This is a genomic window from Alteromonas sp. 07-89-2 (assembly GCF_013113925.1).
GTDB classification, from domain to species: domain Bacteria; phylum Pseudomonadota; class Gammaproteobacteria; order Enterobacterales; family Alteromonadaceae; genus Alteromonas; species Alteromonas macleodii.
In genome coordinates, this window is record NZ_VTYM01000019.1 from 52,935 (window position 1) to 73,770 (window position 20,836).

Genomic DNA, 20,836 nt, shown 5'->3' on the forward strand with positions numbered 1-20,836 from the left:
GGTGTTTACACACCGAAAACGTAATTTAATTACAGAATAACTTCAGAATATGACAGCAATATAGCAGCGCTTAAACGATTATGTTGTAATAATTTTGTTAAAATAACAAAAAATCGCATGAATTCGTATGCATTCGTGCGATTTTTAACAATTAATTTACAAAAAGGAATTTAAAGTGATTTATTTTTGTACTTATTTAATTATTTTTCCGACTAAGGCTTCGGCTTCAGCAATTAGATCCTGTAAGTGGCTTTCACCGTTAAAGCTTTCTGCATAGATTTTATAAATTTGTTCGGTGCCAGACGGACGCGCTGCGAACCAGCCATTTTCTGTCGATACTTTAACGCCACCAATTGCCGCGTTGTTACCTGGCGCATGGGTTTGAACGGCAGTGATAGGCTCGCCCGCCAACGTATCGCTAGTGACGACAGATGCATCCATCGCCGAAAGCTTTTGCTTTTGTTCAAGGGTTGCTGCCACGTCAACACGGCTGTAAACCGGCGCTGCAAATTTTTCCGTTAGCGCTTTGTAGTGCTCGCCAGGATCTTTGCCTGTGATGGCTAGGATTTCAGCTGCCAGCAAACAAAGAATAAAGCCGTCTTTGTCTGTCGCCCACGTGCTTCCATTGCGTTCAAGGAAAATTCCACCAGCACTTTCTTCACCCGCAAAACCAATAGTGCTGTTTGATAAACCATCAACAAACCATTTAAAGCCTACCGGCATTTCAGCTAAAGGTTTACCTAAGCTGTTGGCTACGCGATCAATCATACTGCTAGACACCAGTGTTTTACCGATATTTAAATCGCTAGGCCATTCTGGGCGGTGAGTATAAAGGTAGTTAATAGCCACGGCCAAATAATGGTTTGGGTTCATTAGGCCCGCACTTTTGCACACAATACCGTGACGATCGAAATCAGGGTCATTGCCCCAAGCTAAGTCAAAGTTATCTTTCAGCTCGATAAGCCCTGCCATCGCATAGGCAGACGAACAATCCATGCGAAGCTTACCGTCTTTGTCCCGGCGCATAAAACCAAACTGTGGGTCAACCGCGTCGTTAACAACGGTAATGTCCAAGCCATATTTATCTGCAATTCGCGACCAATAGCCTATGCCTGCACCACCTAATGGGTCAGTACCTAACTTCAAGTTAGCTTTTGCAATCGCTTCCATGTCGATAACGCTTGCAAGGTCTTCAATGTAAGGTTCCATGAAGTCTTCTTCACGAACCAATTTGCGGGCGGAAGCTTGACGAATATCAATGCGCTTAACATTTTTATTGCCATCTGCAATTAATTCATTTGCGCGTTCTTGAATTTGTTTGGTTACGTCGCTGTCCGCAGGCCCACCGTGAGGCGGGTTGTACTTAAATCCACCGTCTGAAGGAGGGTTATGAGAAGGCGTAATGACGATACCATCTGCCTTGTCGGTGTTACCTGCACGATTGTAGCGAATAATAGTACGTGAAATAACAGGTGTCGGCGTATAGCCCATGCTTTCATTGTCTGCGCGCTGCACGACAACATTGACACCGTTTGCACACAAAACTTCGATAGCGGTAATCATGGCAGGCTCAGATAACGCGTGGGTATCTTTACCAACGAACAGCGGACCGTCGATACCTTCTTGTTTACGATACTCTACCAATGCTTGGCAAATTGCACTGATGTGGGTATCGGTAAACGTAGCGTTGGAAGCTGTACCTCTGTGACCTGACGTGCCAAAAGAGACCGCTTGACCCGGGTCATTCATATCCGGTTTATAGCTGTAATACTGGCTCACTAACTGCGCTACGTTAATGAGTTGCTCTTTTGCTGCATGCTGTCCAGCCTGCGGATGTAATGCCATGAAAAAAATCCTTATTTAGAAGTTTCGTTGTTCTATACCTTGGCTTGCTATTTACCTTCTGAAGAGAAACGCGCAATCACGGTTTCAATAACATCGGGTTGATAGCCTAAGTTACGCAAAACTTGTTCCAGCATATTCGTTTTCTTGGCAGTATTGTTATTTGTTACCACCCAGAACGGGCTATCAGGGATAGCTTTAGGATTAGTACTGCTGCCGTTTTCCAACAATGCCGCCTTACTTGTCGCAAAGTACGTACGGTTTTTACCTTTTATACTTTCAACACGAGTAAAGTTTTCTGCATTAAGCTTGTGCGCTGCACTTAAAACAAACAAGAACTGGTCAACGCGCTTGGTAAATGTGCCTAATGCATCTTTTGACACCGCATCAAGAATGTCTCTTTTCGAGTGAGCTTCTGTTGCTGGCGTTGCTGAAGAGACTTCTGGCGTCTTCTTAGTTGCCCTTGAAGTTGCAGGAGATTTTGCTGCCGTTGCTTTAGCAGGTGCTTTCTTCGCTGCGGCTTTTGGCGCTGCTTTTACTGCTGCACTGGCTGTCGCTTTAGTAGGCGCTTTGGTTTGTACTTTAGTCGCCACTTGAGTTTCAACTTCGGGTGTTGACTCACTTGCGTTATCTGCGGTTTCTACAACGTCTGTACTTTTTGATTCGCTTGTTTTTACAGATGTAGATGAAGCCCCACCATGCTGGACACCATGGGACACGGCACCGTCTTCAGGCAAAAGTAAACGTCTTAAAATTTGTGATGCACTCTCACCAATATGCTTCGTTTGGCTGGCGATGAAGGCATATAAATCGTCATCTATTTCAATGCTTTTCATAACTACTTCCTTTTTAAGAGGCACCATTATAGACAACACAGATAAACTCCGCAGCACTTAATAACAGATGTTTTGCGGGAATCTATGCTAATAAGGTAGGAAAGTGACGTTTTACTGCTTCCCGTTCCGTCGTATTTACTGTCGATATAGTCCATGTAAGCCGTTTTTACTTTTTTTAAAATAGACGTCGCCTTAACAACATTAAGAACATAGGAGAAACAACTCAACGAACCATCAAGTCGCTGATATACCTGCGTATAAAATTTAACAGGTAATTCAATAGAAAGCCTTTCACTATCGTTGCTATTATTAAGAAGTAGTGACCTTCGAAACACCGCATTGTCGGCACTCGTTACCGTTCGCTAAACATGTAAACTAGAACATGAACTCAGACATGAACTTAAACATCATTGCGCAACATCCTTAGAAAAGCCTTAATCGCTTTCTCACTGTTTAATACGTAGTGTGACAGAGTAACTTTAAACTTAAGTGACAATTATATGCGCCAAGATATCATCAATGTACAGCGGGCTCTTAGTCAGAAAATTATTGGTAAAGATCACCAGTTAAAACTCGCAATAACTTGTTTACTTGCCAATGGCCACTTATTAATTGAAGACTTACCGGGAATGGGTAAAACCACCCTTTCTCATGCGCTTTCCCAAGTTTTTGGCCTACAATATTCTCGCATTCAATTTACTTCTGACTTACTCCCATCAGATATGTTGGGCGTAAACATTTTTCATAGTAATGAACAAGACGAGGCAAAGCGCTTTTCGTTTAGACACGGCCCTATTTTTAGCCAAGTGGTGTTAGCGGACGAGCTAAACAGAGCCAGCCCAAAAACACAAAGCGCCCTGTTAGAAGCGATGGAAGAGCGACAAGTAAGTATAGATGGTGTAACCCATGCGCTACCCTCTCCATTTTTTGTTATTGCTACACAAAACCCAAGCTATCAATCGGGCACTTATCCCTTGCCAGAGTCCCAACTCGACCGTTTCTTTATGCGTATCTCTTTGGGCTATCCAGCGTGGGAAGCAGAAAAAGCCATGCTATTGCAGCAGGATGCATCAGCACCGCTTGCACAAATACTAAATGAGGAAAATTTGCGCGAGATGCAACGAGAGGTAGCCGCTATTCATACCAGCGATGCCATTATTCATTACATTCTAAGATTGGTGAGTGAAAGTAGAGAAAGTAATGATTACCCTAATCCCCTATCGCCACGAGCGAGTAGAGCGATACTCCAAGGTGCCAAAGCCTGGGCGTTAGTTTCCGGAAAATCATATGTTACTCCCGAAGATGTACAGGCCGTCTTCGTGGCCATTACCGCTCATAGGCTAACATTGTCTTCACATCAGTTGGCACAAGGGCAGCAAACCCATGCTTTTGACGGTGAAAAACTGAGCCAGAAATTACTCGATAGTATTGACCCACTGGCAGCCTAGCATTCATGAATTTTCGGAGCGCTAAAGGTGCGTAGAATGCCAGCTTCACTTTCAAATTACCTACAACGCAGGCTATTAAAGTGGTTAGACAGGCGAGTTCCGGCTTCTCACGAACATCACCTCAACGTAAACAGTATTTTTATATTGCCGAGCGGATTCGGTTGGTCTTTTATTATTCTATCGCTGTGTTTGTTTTTACTTGGCACTAACTACCAAAACAACTTGATGTTGCTGCTTAGCTATTTGTGCTTAAGCATTATGCTATTAACGCTGTTTTACACTCATCAAAACTTTGCGCGTTTAGCGCTTAAAGCGACGCCCCCCAGTCCATTTCACTGTAACTTACAGGGTGAATTGCAGCTTCAGGTTATCCCTCACGCGGCAGCGTCAACGAAAACGTGCAATGGTGTATTAGCAATAAAGTGGCTAAATACAGTGCGCCCCATGGATACGACTGCTCATGCAAGCAATGAAAACATCTCAGTGGACCAGCAGACGTACAGCTTTTCTTTAAACGACAATGAAGTTACGGATACAAGACAAACGCAAACCCTCAGCGTGCCTCTTTCAATACCAGTCCGGGGGCGATTTGCACTGGGCAGACTAACCATTGCATGCAATTTTCCGTTGGGATTATACAAATGCTGGACCCACCTCGATTTTGACCAACAAGTCACTGTCTACGCAAAACCTCAAGAAGGTCCGGTCACTGTTAATAAGGTAGCGAGTTCTAATGAGTCGGATAGCGTCAGTCAGATTAACGACCTTACAAGTAACGAGGACTTCTACGCATTAAACGATTACGAAGTTGGACAGCCACTTAATCGCGTATCATGGAAGCATGTGGCGAAAAACGGAAATTGGGTTTCGAAATCCTTTACCTCCTTGCAAAGCGACAGTTTTGTACTTTCAGTTCCCTCAAACATCGATGTGGAAACTGCCGTGTCGGCACTTACCTATGCAACATTGTCTTGGACAGGCGCAGACCGGGTATTTGGAATACAGTACAAAGGGCTTAACATAGCCCCTGCTCACGGGGTAAAACAAATGCACGAATGTCTTAGTGCACTTGCGTGTTTGAATTCGCATTCATCACAAGCTTCTTCAACCTCAAATAAAACGGTCTCAATATCTTCCATAAAGAATGAAAAAGCGAGGTCAACGAAATGAGCTTCGCTATCTTAAGCCGTTTAACGCAATTAACCGTTGTTAAAAGCGTGTTTAGCCAACCAACGTCCGTGGCTGTGCTTATGCTCTGCATAGCTTTCTCTCTTATTCTTTTTTCTCTCACCGCGCCGCTTATGACATGGGTAATTATGCTAGGTGGATGCGCTGTGACAGTGAGAGCCGCAGGCCTTAGTGCATTGAATAGTTTGCCAACATCACGCACGGTTAACTTGCTGGCGATATTGGCAGTGTTCGCATTATCGTGGTTCGGCTTTTCAGTAGGATTGCTTGATAGCATGATTAACCTATTGACCGTCGCATGCGCGCTCAAAATCATGCTGGTTGATAAAAAACGAGATTTTCACTTAATTGTATGTACCTGTTTGTTCTTAATCGGCTGCGGATTTATCTCGTCTCTAAGCGTATTTGCGTGGATTGGCTATACAGGAATACTGGCCCTGCTGCTATTCGCGACTGCCATTTATCACGGTGCAGGAATACCCAAATCAAAAAGCATTAAATTCGTGACCGTACTTATTGTCCAAGCGTTCCCTATCGCGCTGCTACTGTTTTTACTGCTTCCCCAACTCCCTCCGCTTTGGCAGATGCCCACGTCAAAGTCGACTGAAACCGGGCTTTCTGACACGGTGACGCCTGGTGATATTGCGTCACTTGCAAGTTCATCTGAATTGGCTTTCAGCGCCACATTTGAAAATGCAGAAGCAGTCCCTGTTGCACCGTCCAGGTATTGGCGCGCTATGACCTTAGAACATTTTGACGGGAAAACCTGGTCTATTAGCAACAAACGCAAACAGGCAGAGCAGCAGTTAGCTTACATGGGCAAGCCAACACCCTTGTCAGCTCTGGCCAAGGAAAACACGCCTCAAGTGATAAGTTATGAATTGATCGTGGAACCCACACAGCAAACTTGGCTGTTTGCGCTAGCGCCTTCGACACCCAACAACCGCGAGAACAGTATTTTCGTAAGAAGTCTTTTTGATTTTACGTTAAGGGCGAATAGCCCAATATCCAGTAAGAAGGCGTTTTATCTGCGCTACTATCCAACTGCTCAAATCACTAGCGGAATAGGAAATTTTGAATCGCAACTAAACCTTCAGATTTCCATGAATGGCAACCCTCAAGCCAGGGCATGGGGACAGACACTTGCCAAACAATATTCAAGCGCACAGCAAATAGTTAGCGCAATAATGCGTGAATTTAATCAAAGGGGCTTCCGCTACACCCTATCGCCGAACGCCATGCCTACTGACCCCATCGATCGTTTTTTATTTGAAGAACGCTCAGGTTTTTGTGCCCATTACGCAGGCGCCATGGTGTATGTGCTTCGCGCCGCAGGGGTACCGGCAAGGATGGTAACAGGCTACCAGGGCGGAAGCGCACTTAATGACAATGTGCTTCAAATAAGGCAGTACGATGCACATGCGTGGGTGGAAGCATTTATTGATGGTGTATGGATTCGACACGACCCAACAAGTATGGTGGCACCGTCTCGTTTAACCCTCGGGCTTGAACGTGCGCTGGAAGAGCTTGGGGAGTCTCGTGAAGCCAGTATTTTGGGCGACCTTAGCAACGCTGCTATTTTTGCAACGTTACAAAGCTGGTTTCAACAACTCGATTACTCATGGAGTAAATGGGTACTGGGCTTTGACAATACTGCGCAAACCAACATGCTTGAAGAATTACTAGGCTCGCTAACGCCGCAAAAAATGCGAGTTGTATTTCTTTCCGCCATTGGCCTAATTGGGCTTATTTTAGCACTTTATTTTTTACCCAAAACGCATCGCAACACACTGTCGCCCTCACACAGAGTTTTACTAAACGCAATAAAATGCGTTGAAGCTAAAACAGGAAAAGAAAGAGGGAATAAAACCTTGTCCGCCTTTATGAGTGAAGTTAACCCTTTGATAAACGAAGATGCTGCCAAGGCACTAACACTTCTGTGTGAACAATTTGAGCACGAAAAATACGCACACCGAACACAAGAGACAAAAGTTTATCCAACCATGAAGCGTCAGTTAAAAATGTTAAAACAGGCATTAAAGTAGGAAATGGTTAAACCGGTTGCACCTTAAACACTCACACTCCCCCCTTTTTAGTGCAGACTAATTAATAGTGCCTTGGCGCAAGCGTCTATCAACACAGCCATAAATTTATACAAAGCATTGTTTTTAAAAGCAATAAATAACGCATTTACGTACATTTTGGTTATTGGCACTTTTTTAGCTTTGTACAAATGGATAACAAAAGTACGAAGGCGCTTATACAAGTATTAGTTGCCAACGGGCTTTAGAGTACAAAGGCGTACACATAACCGACGGTTTATTTGTTAGCTACCACAATGCATGAGTTTCGGACAAAGGCGTCCCCAGTTCTTTCTTACGAGAGCGCTGCGGACGCCTTTTTTTGATCTTCTGGAACGCATTGAAACAGTAAACGCCAACACACAGATGACAACTTATTAATAACGACAACGTGAGGTGAAACCATGGCTTATCTTCTCCCCGCTGAGTTTGCAACCAAGATGGTAGATGCAGGCGAAGCCAAAATTTATATGTCTACACGAGATACTCTAATCCGCGCTTATATGGCAGGTGCAATATTGGCCCTTGCCGCTGTTTTTGCCGTTACCATTGCCGTTCAAACCGGCGTGTTTCTTCTTGGCGCAGTGTTATTCCCAGTGGGCTTTTGTATGCTCTACCTTATGGGGTTTGACCTATTAACCGGCGTGTTTGTACTTACCCCACTCGCTTGGCTTGCACAGCGACCTGGCGTCACGCCAAAACAAATTCTACGAAATTGGGGATTAGTATTTTTAGGTAACTTTGGCGGCGCATTAACCGTTGCCTTTATGATGTCGTTTATTTTTACCATGGGGTATAACGTGGATGGCGGTGCCATCGCGACTAAGGTAGCCAGCATTGGCGAAGCTCGTACATTGGGCTACGCAGAACACGGCGTTGCAGGCTGGTTCACCATTTTTATTCGCGGCATGTTGTGTAACTGGATGGTGTCGCTAGGCGTAGTGGGTGCAATGATTTCAACCCACGTTAGCGGAAAAGTACTAGCCATGTGGATGCCTATCATGCTGTTCTTCTTTATGGGTTTTGAGCACTCCGTAGTAAACATGTTCCTTTTCCCATTTGGCCTTATTATGGGCGGCGACTTCTCGGTTATGGACTACTTCATTTGGAACGAGATCCCAACCGCACTTGGAAATCTTGTTGGTGGCCTCGCCTTTACTGGACTAACCCTGTACACCACCCATGTTAAGACGCTACCAAAACGTACTATCCCTGTTGATAAGGCCGCTGCCTCGCAAACACTGCCTATTTAATTAAGGCGCTTATCTTAAAGCCATCATGCCCTGTCCCTATAAGGCAAGTCATGATGGCGTTATCCGTTTCCTTGGAAATAACTAATTGGGCTCATAATTAAATATGAAGATAAGAAGCAATTAAACATGAATGAGCGAGCCGCGTTAAACGCCCCAATTAACCCACCAGCTAACACGCTCAGTGTAAGTGCATTTTCTACAGCCGGCGTTAAGGCGATAAACCAAGATGCATACGCTTTTCATGTTTCTGATAACCTAAATCAAAGCAGCGTTTTTGTTATCGCCGACGGTGTAAGTAGCAGTACGGTTAGCCAAGTTGCTAGCGACTTTGCTACCAGTCAGTTTATTAAACTGTTTAATATGGCGCCGGAACAATGGTCGGTTAAGACGCGCGCTGAAACCATTATTAAAGAGATAAACGCGCTGCTTTACACTCGTACGCAAAGAAGTCCCTTTTGCTATACACCAGAAAAAGGTTATGTTTGCACGTTAACAGTGGCATTGTTAACAGGCAATCACATGGATGTATTTCATGTGGGGGATTGTCAAATTCAGGTTATTTCTAAGAACGCACAGTCGCCTGTCTTACTCACAAAACCTCATCGTCAAGTATCGGAAAGTGAGCCTTCGCAGAGTTATCTTACTAAAGCATTAGGCGTTCAAGCACATATAGACATCGACCACACAACACTCACCCTCAACTCATCGAGCACGTTTTCGATAAGTAGCGACGGGGTTTATGAGTTTGTTTCGCTACCTACCATTCTTATGAAAATCAGTGAGGCCGATACGCTTTCTGAAAACCAAGCTGCGTTGGTAGTACATGAGGCATTTACTAGAGGAAGCGATGACAACCTCACCTTACTTCTAGTTAAGGTTCTTGTAGCTAGCCATGATGGCCTAAACGATCACAGACATCCACCGTATACCGGCGTTTCAAGTTCACCTCATTCATCTGTACTTCACAGGTCATTGGGCGACCAACTGATAACCAATTCTGAGGTATCTGATGCTGCGATTCATTACTCAAATCAGCAGTCTGATGAACAAGTATGCAAAAAGCCTACTGCCGCAAACTTCAAAACGGGTGATGATGTTGATGGACTGAAGCTAGAACGACAGCTTTATACGTCGGCCCGAAGCCATGTTTTTATTGCCACCAATTCGTCTTATGAAGCTACGCACACAAACAGCCCTGTGGTTGTAAAAACGCCGGCTACCGACTTTACCCTATCACCAGAAATGGTAAATGGGTTCCTAATAGAGAGCTGGTTTTCGAGACGGATTAATTCGTCACATGTAATTAAAAGCCCAACCTTTACTGATTTGGGTTTAACGTACCCTCCTTCTGCTTTTTACAGCGTAAGTGAATATGTGCAAGGTCAAACGCTAGCTCAATGGGCTGTTGATAATCCTACGCCCCCACTAGAGCAAGTTAGGAATATAATCGAGCAAGTTGGTAAAGGTTTACAGGCAATGCACCGTCAGGGCATTGTTCACAGGGATATACGCCCCGACAATATTATTATTAGCGAACAAGGGCACTGTACTATTATAGATTTGGGTTCAGCAGCCTTAGCCGATGCCCCAAGCCTCTATAGTGACACACCTATTCCTGGCGCTGCACTTTTTTCCGCACCTGAATACTTTTTAGGAAATGTAGGCACAGAGCGCTCTGATCTGTTTTCCTTAGCCGTACTCACCTACTATCTTTTGTGCGGGCGTTACCCCTATGGCACAAAGCTCGCTCACTGTCGCACGTTGGCCGAGCAGAAAAAGTTAAAATACCAAACCGCATTGGCTCCTAATCGGCCAATACCTAATTGGGTTGATAGCGCCCTTAAACGTGCTTTGCATGTGAACCCTGATAAGCGATTTTCTTCACTATCTGAGTTTCTTTTTTCGCTTCGCTACCCAAATCCATCACAACATACGGCGTACGAGCCGTTAGTAAAACGACACCCTCTTTTTATGTACAAGGTGCTAATACTGGCACTTATTTTCAGCAATCTAGTTACGCTCATTTTGTTTAACTAACCCTTTAAGGAAATGCAAATGATTACATCGAGAACCCAAGTTACCGACATGATCCAGTCAGCCAAAATTTTAAAAGGCATAAAGTGGAGTCAGATTGCCGAAGTTATTGGTCAGTCAAAAGAATGGAGTACAGCAGCTTGCTTAGGACAAATGGCCATGACAAAACAGCAAGCTGAAGCCGTGGGCGAATTACTTGAGCTTACCGACGAAGCGATTGCCTGGCTTCAAATTGTGCCTTACAAAGGCTCGTTACCAACAGAAGTCCCTACTGACCCGCTAATTTACCGCTGGTATGAATTGGTGAATGTGTATGGCACTACCTTAAAGGAATTAATTCATGAAGAGTTTGGCGACGGCATCATGAGCGCCATTGATTTTTCTATGGATTTACAGCGCGAAAACGATCCTAAAGGTGATCGCGTCAGTGTTGTAATGTCTGGTAAATTCTTACCTTACAAAATGTATTAACATCTAACGAGAACCTGTTGATCTTTGGTTTGCGAATTGTGTTCTAACTGGATGCCTTTTAATTGCGAAACAGACCTTGAGGCCCAATAGCCAAAAAGCTGAACTAAGTTAAAGGGCTCTAGGTGCTGCATAAGCGAGCTTATAAAAGAACGAGATTGCAAAGGTTGGGCAACAGCTTGGTGTACGCAAAATATTGCTACACGCTCTTTGTAATCAATTCAGCTTCCATTTTCCTGCGCTTGCGTATGCCAGCAAGCGCGTGATCTTGCTGCATATTACCAATTTCTGTCGCACAAGCTTGCCAGTCCTGTTGAGCAAGCGGCGCATGTAAACATTCCAGCGCATTGTTGTTTGGCCCACGATTAAACGCCAGTGATAACAAGGCAGTATGTACTGCCCCCGGACAACTAACATCCTTCACCATAGGGAAGCGCTTTGTCACTGCCACCCAATAAGGCTCTGCAATGTGGGGTAACACCTTAAGCGCTTGGTTTTTCGATATGCGAATGCTCAATAGATCAAGGGATTGATTGAGAAATGTTTTCGCCCCCCGCCCCTTTAATCCTAAAACGCCTTTGCATGCCTCAAGCTGAGCAGAGTTAAGCATAGACGCATAATGCTTTTCCAATTCTTCGGGCTCTTGATAGCCCAAATCAAAGCCTGGGTCGAGAGTAATCCCAGATGCACTGCCCGGCCAGTATGTTTTGCCAGCGTGCCCTTCTATATCATGTAACCAAGCTAGATCTCCGCGAAACCATGTCCAAACGTCGCTAGTTGGCTTACTTGAAGCTGTTTCACTTTTGTCAGCCTGAGGGGCATCTGGTGTGGTTGAGGCTCCTGTTGCCTGATACTGGTCAAACAATAGTTGCTCAATGCGAAGCCAGGTCCCATTGTCGACTACCTTGGTCACAGGTAAACCATGTGCGTGTTGAAACTCTGCCACCGCTAATTCTGTACTTATACCAAAATAACCGTCCACCGCCATGTGGATAGACAGCTTGTTAAAACACCGCTGTAAATGCATTACTTCCGCTTTGCAGTCGGGACGGCCTCTTGCAAAACCATCGTCAAGTTTGAGCATGTTATTTTGCCTTTAATCCCTTCAAATAATACCTTTTAACAGGGTTTTCACCCCATTAAGGGCAAGTGATGTGGTTTTATTACCGAACTCCTTCCATCGTTGTTCTCTGGCATTTAACTCAGTTTCGGCCTGGTTCGTCAGTTGCGCCAGTTGTTCTATAACTTGCTTTTGTTCAGGATCTAAAGGCGTAAGATTATTCCCAGCACTTTTCAGGCGCTTTATTTGTTCAAGTAGCTCTTCACTTCGCTTTCTTTCTTCTGCAATAAACTGCGCGTGCTCTGCCTGCATTTTTGCCTGTAAGTCTTTAAGGTCGTCGTCTAAGTCTGCCTCAAGTTTTTTAAACGCATTGGTTAACCACTCATCCATTTTAGCAGCTGCTGTGCTTACCAGATGTTGCGCCTCTTGGCTTAAAACGGGGTCAATATTAGGCGGTCTGAAAGTCGGCATATCATCTTTCCCTATGGATTAAGTTTGTTTAACTGCAAGAAATCAGTCACTTCGCTTTGTACTTGGTTTTCGGCGTTACTGAAAAGCATCTCTATCGATCTGCCCAGTGACCTGACACTGTTATCTACAATGCCATTTACTGTCTGATCAAAAAGGGTGGCTGCGACATTACCAACAGGTGCTCCCGCTATACCGCCCACTGTCTCTTGAATGGCACTGGTGTAAATAGCCACTTCGTCTTTTACACGCTCGGTTCCGCCGGCTAAAATGAGCTCCCACACTTCAGGTTTGTTAACTTCTTGCTGTAACAGGACTAACGACTGCTTCGTTATCGTCCAGTGTTCTGTCATCGCATTGCGCTCTTGTTGCAACGCATCAATACCGGAATCTAATTTCTCAGTCACTACTTTAAGTTGGCCTTTCAAAGGTTGTAGTAAATCTTCACTGCCATTGGTCTTTATTGACACCTGTTGTGCCTGGGCTTTCGCTGACTGCTTAAATTGGTGGGTTAACTCTGACAATCGCTGCCAGATTTCACTTTCTTGTTTGTAACCCAAATGAATAATGTACTCACTAAGCACGCCGTAAGTGCGATATTGTTCGGCAAGTTTGCGGTAATTATCAAAGCCGATATCACTACACCCACTATTGACTTTGTGACACTGATGGGCAGCCAGTTGCGCCCCCAATGCCTCTTCTTTATCGCGATAGGCATTTTGATTGTTAACAATGTTCGGCCAAAACACCGCTTCGAGAGTCTGATCAAAGGTGGCGGTAATTTCATCGTAAACGCGCTGGTCATACTGACTAAGTACTTCGCTGACCAACACATTTTGCGTTGCCTGGTTGCGCTGACTTAACGCAGACAAACGTTCACGCTCTGACGCCTCTAGCGCGCTACTGATAGAAGTAATGTCAGATTTGGTTTGCTGCAGCGACGTACCATAAGCTTCGATGGTTTCAATATGGCGCTTGTGCAAAAAATCGACTTCTTTATTAAGCGCCTCGTGAAGACGGGGAACAGTGTCTGTAGAACGACAGCCACACACTATTAAAAACATAATAAGCATTACGCTAATTTTCATTTGCGTGCCTCCATTTCCATCACTTCCGTTTTCACTATTTCATATTGAATATCAAATGCCGTTTGTTTCAGATCCTGATATGAACGGGGACGTTGTGTATTGAGAAACTGCGCCTGATAAGCCTGCCGACTTGCCAGTATTTCAGCTGGCCCCTTTTCAATGGATTCACTGGCCTTACCCAGTAAATGGTCGCCAAATCGACTGAATAGGTTAACTGTTTTTCGCGAATAAAAACCCAGCACAAAAGCCAGTAGAGGTAGACTATACGTGCCAATTTGATACTCCCCCAAATCTAACCATCCTACTGCAATTGCCGTCACTAAGATCCACGCGATAATTGGGCCATACACTAACTTGGTATAAGCAACCCAACGCTCATTCTGTTTAAAGTTATTGTTTCTTAAATACTCAGCTGAGTTTACTAGAAGGTTAGCCAGTACGCCGAATACCGCGAAGAATATAATTTCAGCTGAACTCCCTTCAGGACTGGACCAAAAAAATGACTGGGCACGACTTCCACGTAAAGCATTAGCATCAATATATTGCGCATATGATTGCTGCTTAAGTTGAGATAAATAGCTCGTTATGCGGGCAAGTGCGGCATTAGACTCTTGATGTCCCTCTATATTTTGCAGTTCTAAATATAATGCTGACACTGTGAGCAAAGGCGCATCCCATGTAGGTTGATAGCACTCTGTTGTAGACGTTTTGCAGTTATCATCCTTTCCCGCGCTGAGAGCCATTTCAATTATATAAGTGGGATGCGCCTCACCTGTAATTTTAGTGTCACCTAATTCTCTGTCTAAGCTCTCCCTTAACCGTGCGGCATCAATACGAAGATTTTCCATTGACAGCCGGATAGTCGCATTGCGCTCATCTAATCGCTGAAGAATGGGGGTCGCTTTGGTTTTGCCTACATTCCAGGTCAATGTTGTCGCATCAAATAACAAAAATTCTCCCTGAGCGGTCAGGTAGTAAGCGTCATTGATATTGTTTTTAGCAAACCGACCTTCAGGGTCGATAGCCAAATGCAACAAGACGTAGAGAATGATCCACGCAACGGTGGCAATGATAATAAAGTGGACAAAGGTTTGTCCGGGGCGTTTGGTTGACGTCGTGTTATGCATAAACCCAATCCCTGGCGAGCATTTAAATCAACTACAGGCTAATGACTAACCTAGATACGCTTTTCCGTTATTAAAAGAGATGTTGACTCGTTCAGAATAGTTCATTTTTTAAACAATTCCAAATAATTCTACTTTCATCTTTTTATCCTGCGTGCAATTTTGACAAACACGCACTTGGGACCGATAACCTTTCCTTTTCCGTGCCCGTAATTTTCAGGCAACAAAAAGCCGGTCATGCGACCGGCTTTTTAGTATTTCTTGAAGCGTAAGCTAACCCAAGGTCAGCTTACGTTCGCATAGGCTAATTACTTAGCAGCTTTACGTGCTTTCGCTTCTTCAATTACTTTGTCAGCTACGTTCTGAGGACATGCTGAGTAGTGGCTGAATTCCATAGAGAACTGACCACGACCAGATGTAATAGTACGTAGGTGACCGATGTAACCAAACATCTCAGATAGAGGTACGTCAGCCTTGATGCGAACGCCAGTAGCGCCAGCTTCTTGGTCTTTAATCATACCACGACGACGGTTAAGGTCACCGATTACGTCACCAACGTTATCTTCTGGGCTGAACACGTCAACTTTCATTACAGGCTCAAGAATTTGAGGACCCGCTTTTGGCATTGACTGACGGAATGCACCTTTCGCTGCAATTTCGAACGCGATTGCTGATGAGTCAACTGCGTGGAAACCACCGTCGAATAGTTCAACTTCAACGTCTAGTACTGGGTAACCCGCTAGAGGACCCACTTCCATCATGCTCTTGAAGCCTTTTTCAATGGCTGGGAAGAATTCTTTAGGAACGTTACCGCCCACAACTGTTGAAGCAAACGTAAAGCCAGAGTTAGTTTCGCCTGGCTTGATGCGGTAATCAATTTTACCGAACTGACCAGAACCACCAGACTGCTTCTTGTGCGTGTAGCTGTCTTCAACCGCTTGCGTGATAGTTTCACGGTAAGCAACCTGAGGCTGACCAACTTCTAGCTCAACGCCATAAGTACGCTTCAAGATGTCTACTTTGATGTCTAGGTGAAGCTCACCCATACCTTTAAGGATGGTTTCGCCAGAATCTTCGTCAGTTTCAACTTGGAAAGATGGGTCTTCTGCTACTAGTTTACCGATAGCGATAGACATCTTTTCGTTAGCGCCTTTGTCTTTTGGCTTAACAGCAATTGAGATTACTGGCTCAGGGAAGATCATTGGCTCTAGTGTACAAGGGTTCTTCGGATCACAAAGTGTGTGACCAGTTTGAACGTTCTTCATACCAACAACAGCTAGGATGTCACCTGCTTGTGCTGAAGTAAGTTCAGTACGTTCGTCAGCGTGCATCTCAACCATACGGCCGATACGCTCAGTCTTACCCGTTGCACTATTAAGAATAGTGTCGCCTTTGTTTAACTTACCAGAGTAGATACGGATAAACGTAAGGGCACCGAAACGGTCGTCCATGATTTTGAACGCAAGCGCACGGAACGGCTCGTCAACAGATACTGTTGCTACTTCGCCAGTAGGCTCACCCGTTTCTTCGTCAGTTAGTGGCTGAGGATCTACTTCTGTTGGAGAAGGTAGGAAGTCAACAACTGCGTCAAGAACTAGCTGAATACCCTTGTTCTTAAATGCAGAACCACAGTAAGTTGGGAAGAACGCTAGGTCACGAGTACCTTTACGGATACAGCGCTTGATGTCTTCTAGAGACGGCTCTTCGCCATCCATGTAAGCCATCATTAGGTCGTCGTCTTGCTCAACAGCAGTTTCGATTAGTTGCTCACGGTACTCGTTTGCTTTCTCAACCATGTCTGCTGGGATATCTACAACTTCGTAGTTCTCAGGAAGACCTGAATCGTCCCAGATGTACGCTTTCATATCTAGAAGGTTAACAACACCTGTAAACTCGTCTTCGATACCGATTGGAAGCGTCATTACTAGTGGGTTAGCAGCAAGTACTTTCTTAACTTGGCCAACAACACGGTAGAAGTCTGCACCCATACGGTCTAGCTTATTAACGAAAATACAGCGTGCAACGCCAGATTCGTTAGCGTAACGCCAGTTAGTTTCTGACTGAGGCTCAACACCGCCAGAACCACAGAATACACCGATACCGCCGTCTAGTACTTTAAGTGAACGATATACTTCAACTGTAAAGTCAACGTGTCCCGGAGTATCGATGATGTTCATGCGATGATCTTTCCAGAAACAGGTTGTTGCCGCTGACTGGATGGTAATACCACGCTCAGCTTCCTGCTCCATGAAGTCAGTTGTTGATTCACCATCGTGAACCTCACCAGTTTTATGGATTTTACCAGTAAGCTTCAAGATACGTTCTGTTGTGGTAGTTTTACCCGCGTCTACGTGGGCGAAAATACCAATGTTTCTGTAATGAGATAGTTCTGACATTAGTTCACTTTCATTGGTTCAGAGTAAAAAAACGGCCGGATTATAAAGGATTTCTATACCAGATTTACACCTTTTTTAGCATAAACCTTAAATTCGTTTACTGTAATCCGCGCCACCATTAATTCTTTTCTATAAATATCAGCAACTTAATTGTTGATGACACTTTTTTGAAATATAACAAAATCACACCTCATCTTTTGAAGTGCGAACAATTGTTACTGTAACTTCATCTCTGTCGTGGTAGAGATGCCTCACCTTCACCGCAAATGCATCTTCCAAAGCATTTAATCGGCCTCTTAGCAACGTCATGGCTTCAACTACAGTTTCATAACGTTGTTTCATAGGTAACTTTAAATTGAATATTGCGTGCGTTGCCCAGTGCTTAACTAACCAATCACCCATCAATTTAGCTACCCTATCGGGTTGCTCTATCATATCACATACCAGCAAATCTACACGACCAAATTGTGGTCGATAGGTAAACCCGTCTGCCGCGTGATGTTCAACCAAGCCCGTACTCATTAAACTATCGGCTACAAGTCCATTGTCGATAGCTTCAACATACATTCCGCGCTTCACCAGCTGATATGTCCAACCACCCGGGCATGCACCTAGGTCCACGGCACGTCCACCGCTTCGAAGTACCTTAGCCTGCTGTTTGTCGCTCAGCATATTCACTAAGGCATCTTCAAGTTTAAGCGTCGAGCGGCTCGGCGCATCACTTGGGAACTTTAACCTGCATATACCCAAGTGATCGCCACTAGCATGACTGGGTAATGTATAGCCAATATGGCAAATCTCAAATGACTCAAAGAAAATATGTAGCTTTGGTTTACCTAAATTTTCCTTTGCGGTGAGCCATTCCGCCTTTCTTAGGGCTTGGCGAAGAGGAACAGTAAACTTTCGACAGAACTTTGCGAGGGTTTTACCTTCTTCTGTATCTGGGTATTCGACGTCTATGGCGCCGAAAATTTGAAATGGTTTTTCTACCTCTTTCAAAGCCTCGAGCACTTGCCCTACTCTGTCCTCTTTCTCTATATCGTTTACCGTGGCAAAAACAGCCACCAGTTGACGAGGGAAGATACTGTCGTGAACAGCAAACTGGGTAATGGTTTGCTCTAGCTGCGAGCCATCATATAAATGATAAAGTACAAAGCCACTGTTCTTCTTCGACACTGGGTAGCCATAACACTGGGCTTCACCGTAACGCGATGTAAGTTCGTTAGCCGTATCGTTTTCATAACCAGGTCGGCAATAACCCAAAATACTGGTGTTAGACATTACCTGCCCCCGGCGTGTGGTGAGTTTTGCTCTGCTCTTCTTTTTGTTGCTTATTTAAATCATGACCTTTTATCAGTCCAATCACTAACAACACCCATCCAATAATAAAGAACGTGCCACCCAAGGGCGTTATCGGGCCAAACCATTTAAACCCACTTACTCCTAGCGCATATAAACTTCCACTAAACAACACCGTTCCGGTAACGAAACAAAACGCTACCCGATTAGACCACGTCGATGAGACAACTCCTGACAATGCAGGTAAAAGCAGCAAGGCTAATGCGTGATACATTTGATAACGCACGCCAATTTCAAAAGTGCTGAGCTGCTGTGCAGTTAACACGCTTTTTAAACCATGTGCGCCAAACGCACCTAGCACGACAGAAAGGCCCGCTAGCAATGCGCCAGTAATAAGATAAGGTTTAGCAACGGTGGCAAACCTAAGTTTTTCAGTTTTCATTAAATTAGTCTTTCGCTCTGATTTCTAATTAATCATTAATTATTTAAATTGGCTGCTATAAAAGAAGCGGTAAGCGTGGCAGCTTTAACAATATGTTCCTGCTGTGTTTTGCCGCTTGCTTTGCGAGGCTTAAAACTGTGATCGCCGTCTTCTAAATAGGCGCATTCAATGTCTGCAGATAACACGCAGCGCTTTATGTAGTCCTCTACTTCGCTCTTTGTACCAAAGGTATCTCGTTCACCCTGAATAATAAGCAAAGGCTTAGACGCCGTTTGCAGATGTTCGATTCGTGTTTTTTCTGGCTTACCAGGCGGGTGAAACGGATAGCCCAGCGCTATCGCGCCTTTTACATTGCTCACCGCTTCGTACACCATGGTCGCCATACGCCCGCCCATCGACTTTCCACCAATGAATACAGGCAAGTTATGCAAGGCTTTGTTATCTTTGCTGCAGGTTTCAATCACCGCAGTAAAATGTGACATAAGTTTATCGGCTTTATCGGGAGGCCTACGCTTACCGGTAGCTTTTATGGTTTGCATATAGGGAAAGTTAAAAAGAACGGTTGATATACCTTTAGCAACCAGTTCCTTCGCAATGTCTTGCATGAATTCATGTTCCCTACCGGCGCCGGCTCCGTGGCCTAGTATCAAACACGCTAAGGGCTTATCGGCTTCATGCAATTCAATGTCAAAACTAGGCTGTTCAGCAATGGTGTTCAACTTAGTCATATTACAACAAGTCCTCTTGTTCAGCTTCGACCAGCGCTAAGATCCAGTCTCTAAATGCCGCAATCTTACCCAGTTCAGCCTGTGATTCCTCACACACGAGATAAAACGCATCGCGACTCTCCACTCGTTCTTCAAACGGCATAACTAGCCTTCCCGCTTCAATTTCCGGCCTTGCAAGTACCGTGTTACCCAACGCAATGCCTTGACCGAGTGCAGCGGCTTGCAAAACTAGCATGGAGTGACTGAAAACCGGTCCTTGGTTAACGTTTACGCCAACCACACCTACATGCTTCAACCAATTTTTCCATGCAGTACGGCTTAAGTCGTGAAGCAACACGTGGTGTCGTAAGTCAGACAGGCTGGATAAAGGTTTGGGGCCTTGAAAAAGCATTGGAGAGCAAAGCGGAGTTAGAAACTCTCGATGTAGCTGGTCGGCTTGAAGACCAGCCCAACGACCTTTACCGTAATATATCGCAACGTCTACATCGTCTTCTAAGAAGCCTTCATCGAAATCAACTGCCTTGATGCGTACGTCGATGTCTGGATGCGCCAAACTAAACTTATGAATACGGGGTACCAGCCATTGGCTCGCAAAGCTGGGCGGCATCGCTACCGTGATAGCACCTTTACTGCCCTTCGCAAGTAGCCTTTCTGTCGCATCTTGTAAGTTTTTGAAGATATCTTTTAGCTCAAGAAAATAAGCTTGACCTTCTTCGGTTAGAAGCAGGGTTCTATTTCTTCGAAGAAATAGCTTCATCGATAAGAAATCTTCAAGCGCTTTTATCTGGTGGCTAACGGCAGCTTGTGTAACAAACAGCTCATCGGCAGCCTTAGTAAAGCTCAAATGGCGAGCAGCCGCTTCAAACGATTTCAAGGCGTTGAGAGGGGGTAAACGTCGATGCATATATCGTTTTTAATCCAGTGTGACCGAAGCATGACAAATTCATTAGTTTTTCTAATGACAACCCATACTTTTACTCGTTTTATTTTTCACCACCCACTGACTATAATTTACCCGAAATTAAAAAAGAACATTTAATTTCAGCATTTTATGATGAACATTTGTTAAACATATTAACAT

The 20,836-nt window shown here is 44.6% G+C and carries 17 protein-coding genes; 6 read left to right on the forward strand and 11 right to left on the reverse strand.

The window, feature by feature from the left end; translation table 11 throughout:
* Positions 1 to 192: 192 nt before the first annotated feature.
* Positions 193 to 1,845 carry a phosphoglucomutase (alpha-D-glucose-1,6-bisphosphate-dependent) gene (gene pgm / locus F0261_RS13450; protein ID WP_014978904.1) on the reverse strand — a complete coding sequence of 551 codons (1,653 nt, stop codon included), beginning with the start codon at positions 1,843 to 1,845 and terminating at the stop codon, positions 193 to 195.
* Between the two features lie 47 nt (positions 1,846 to 1,892).
* Positions 1,893 to 2,678, reverse strand: coding sequence for a replication initiation negative regulator SeqA (gene seqA / locus F0261_RS13455; protein ID WP_171338216.1), 786 nt, complete (start codon positions 2,676 to 2,678; stop codon positions 1,893 to 1,895).
* 500 nt (positions 2,679 to 3,178) lie between these two features.
* On the opposite strand from seqA, the gene F0261_RS13460 reads away from it, so the two are divergent.
* The 6 genes from F0261_RS13460 to cynS all read left to right on the forward strand — a co-directional run bounded on the left by F0261_RS13460 (position 3,179) and on the right by cynS (position 11,153).
* Positions 3,179 to 4,126, forward strand: coding sequence for a MoxR family ATPase (locus F0261_RS13460; protein ID WP_171338217.1), 948 nt, complete (start codon positions 3,179 to 3,181; stop codon positions 4,124 to 4,126).
* Positions 4,127 to 4,162: 36 nt separating this feature from the next.
* Positions 4,163 to 5,296 carry a DUF58 domain-containing protein gene (locus F0261_RS13465; protein ID WP_171338218.1) on the forward strand — a complete coding sequence of 378 codons (1,134 nt, stop codon included), beginning with the start codon at positions 4,163 to 4,165 and terminating at the stop codon, positions 5,294 to 5,296.
* The gene (locus F0261_RS13470) at positions 5,293 to 7,359 is read left to right on the forward strand and encodes a DUF3488 and transglutaminase-like domain-containing protein (RefSeq protein ID WP_171338219.1); all 2,067 of its coding nucleotides are present in this window, start codon (positions 5,293 to 5,295) and stop codon (positions 7,357 to 7,359) included. Before F0261_RS13465 ends, F0261_RS13470 begins: the two co-directional genes overlap by 4 nt.
* Before the next feature lie 440 nt (positions 7,360 to 7,799).
* Positions 7,800 to 8,648 carry a formate/nitrite transporter family protein gene (locus F0261_RS13475; RefSeq protein ID WP_014949030.1) on the forward strand — a complete coding sequence of 283 codons (849 nt, stop codon included), beginning with the start codon at positions 7,800 to 7,802 and terminating at the stop codon, positions 8,646 to 8,648.
* A gap of 126 nt (positions 8,649 to 8,774) precedes the next feature.
* A complete protein-coding gene (locus tag F0261_RS13480; protein ID WP_171338220.1) occupies positions 8,775 to 10,685 on the forward strand; it encodes a protein phosphatase 2C domain-containing protein in 1,911 nt (636 codons plus the stop codon).
* Positions 10,686 to 10,703: 18 nt separating this feature from the next.
* Complete coding sequence (gene cynS / locus F0261_RS13485; RefSeq protein WP_171338221.1) at positions 10,704 to 11,153, forward strand: cyanase; 450 nt, start codon at positions 10,704 to 10,706, stop codon at positions 11,151 to 11,153.
* A gap of 196 nt (positions 11,154 to 11,349) precedes the next feature.
* On the opposite strand, the gene F0261_RS13490 is transcribed toward cynS, so the two are convergent.
* The 9 genes from F0261_RS13490 to F0261_RS13530 all read right to left on the reverse strand — a co-directional run bounded on the left by F0261_RS13490 (position 11,350) and on the right by F0261_RS13530 (position 20,659).
* Positions 11,350 to 12,234, reverse strand: a complete 885-nt coding sequence (locus F0261_RS13490) for a peptidoglycan-binding protein (RefSeq protein WP_171338222.1) — start codon at positions 12,232 to 12,234, stop codon at positions 11,350 to 11,352.
* Positions 12,235 to 12,255: 21 nt separating this feature from the next.
* Positions 12,256 to 12,681 (reverse strand): hypothetical protein, encoded by a 426-nt coding sequence (locus tag F0261_RS13495; RefSeq protein WP_171338223.1) that lies wholly within the window; start codon positions 12,679 to 12,681, stop codon positions 12,256 to 12,258.
* Between the two features lie 11 nt (positions 12,682 to 12,692).
* A complete protein-coding gene (locus F0261_RS13500) occupies positions 12,693 to 13,766 on the reverse strand; it encodes a hypothetical protein (protein WP_171338224.1) in 1,074 nt (357 codons plus the stop codon).
* Positions 13,763 to 14,893 (reverse strand): hypothetical protein, encoded by a 1,131-nt coding sequence (locus F0261_RS13505; protein ID WP_171338225.1) that lies wholly within the window; start codon positions 14,891 to 14,893, stop codon positions 13,763 to 13,765. The genes F0261_RS13500 and F0261_RS13505 overlap by 4 nt, the downstream gene beginning before the upstream one ends.
* 305 nt (positions 14,894 to 15,198) lie before the next feature.
* Positions 15,199 to 17,286, reverse strand: coding sequence for an elongation factor G (gene fusA, locus F0261_RS13510; protein ID WP_014978897.1), 2,088 nt, complete (start codon positions 17,284 to 17,286; stop codon positions 15,199 to 15,201).
* 183 nt (positions 17,287 to 17,469) lie between these two features.
* Positions 17,470 to 18,567: a 23S rRNA (cytidine(2498)-2'-O)-methyltransferase RlmM gene (rlmM, locus tag F0261_RS13515; protein WP_014978896.1), complete on the reverse strand. Its 1,098-nt coding sequence runs from the start codon at positions 18,565 to 18,567 to the stop codon at positions 17,470 to 17,472.
* A complete protein-coding gene (locus F0261_RS13520) occupies positions 18,560 to 19,027 on the reverse strand; it encodes a DUF423 domain-containing protein (protein ID WP_171338226.1) in 468 nt (155 codons plus the stop codon). Before F0261_RS13520 ends, rlmM begins: the two co-directional genes overlap by 8 nt.
* A 35-nt stretch (positions 19,028 to 19,062) precedes the next feature.
* Positions 19,063 to 19,755 (reverse strand): alpha/beta family hydrolase, encoded by a 693-nt coding sequence (locus tag F0261_RS13525; RefSeq protein ID WP_014978894.1) that lies wholly within the window; start codon positions 19,753 to 19,755, stop codon positions 19,063 to 19,065.
* A gap of 1 nt (position 19,756) precedes the next feature.
* Positions 19,757 to 20,659 (reverse strand): transcriptional regulator GcvA, encoded by a 903-nt coding sequence (locus F0261_RS13530; protein WP_014949024.1) that lies wholly within the window; start codon positions 20,657 to 20,659, stop codon positions 19,757 to 19,759.
* Positions 20,660 to 20,836: the final 177 nt, after the last annotated feature.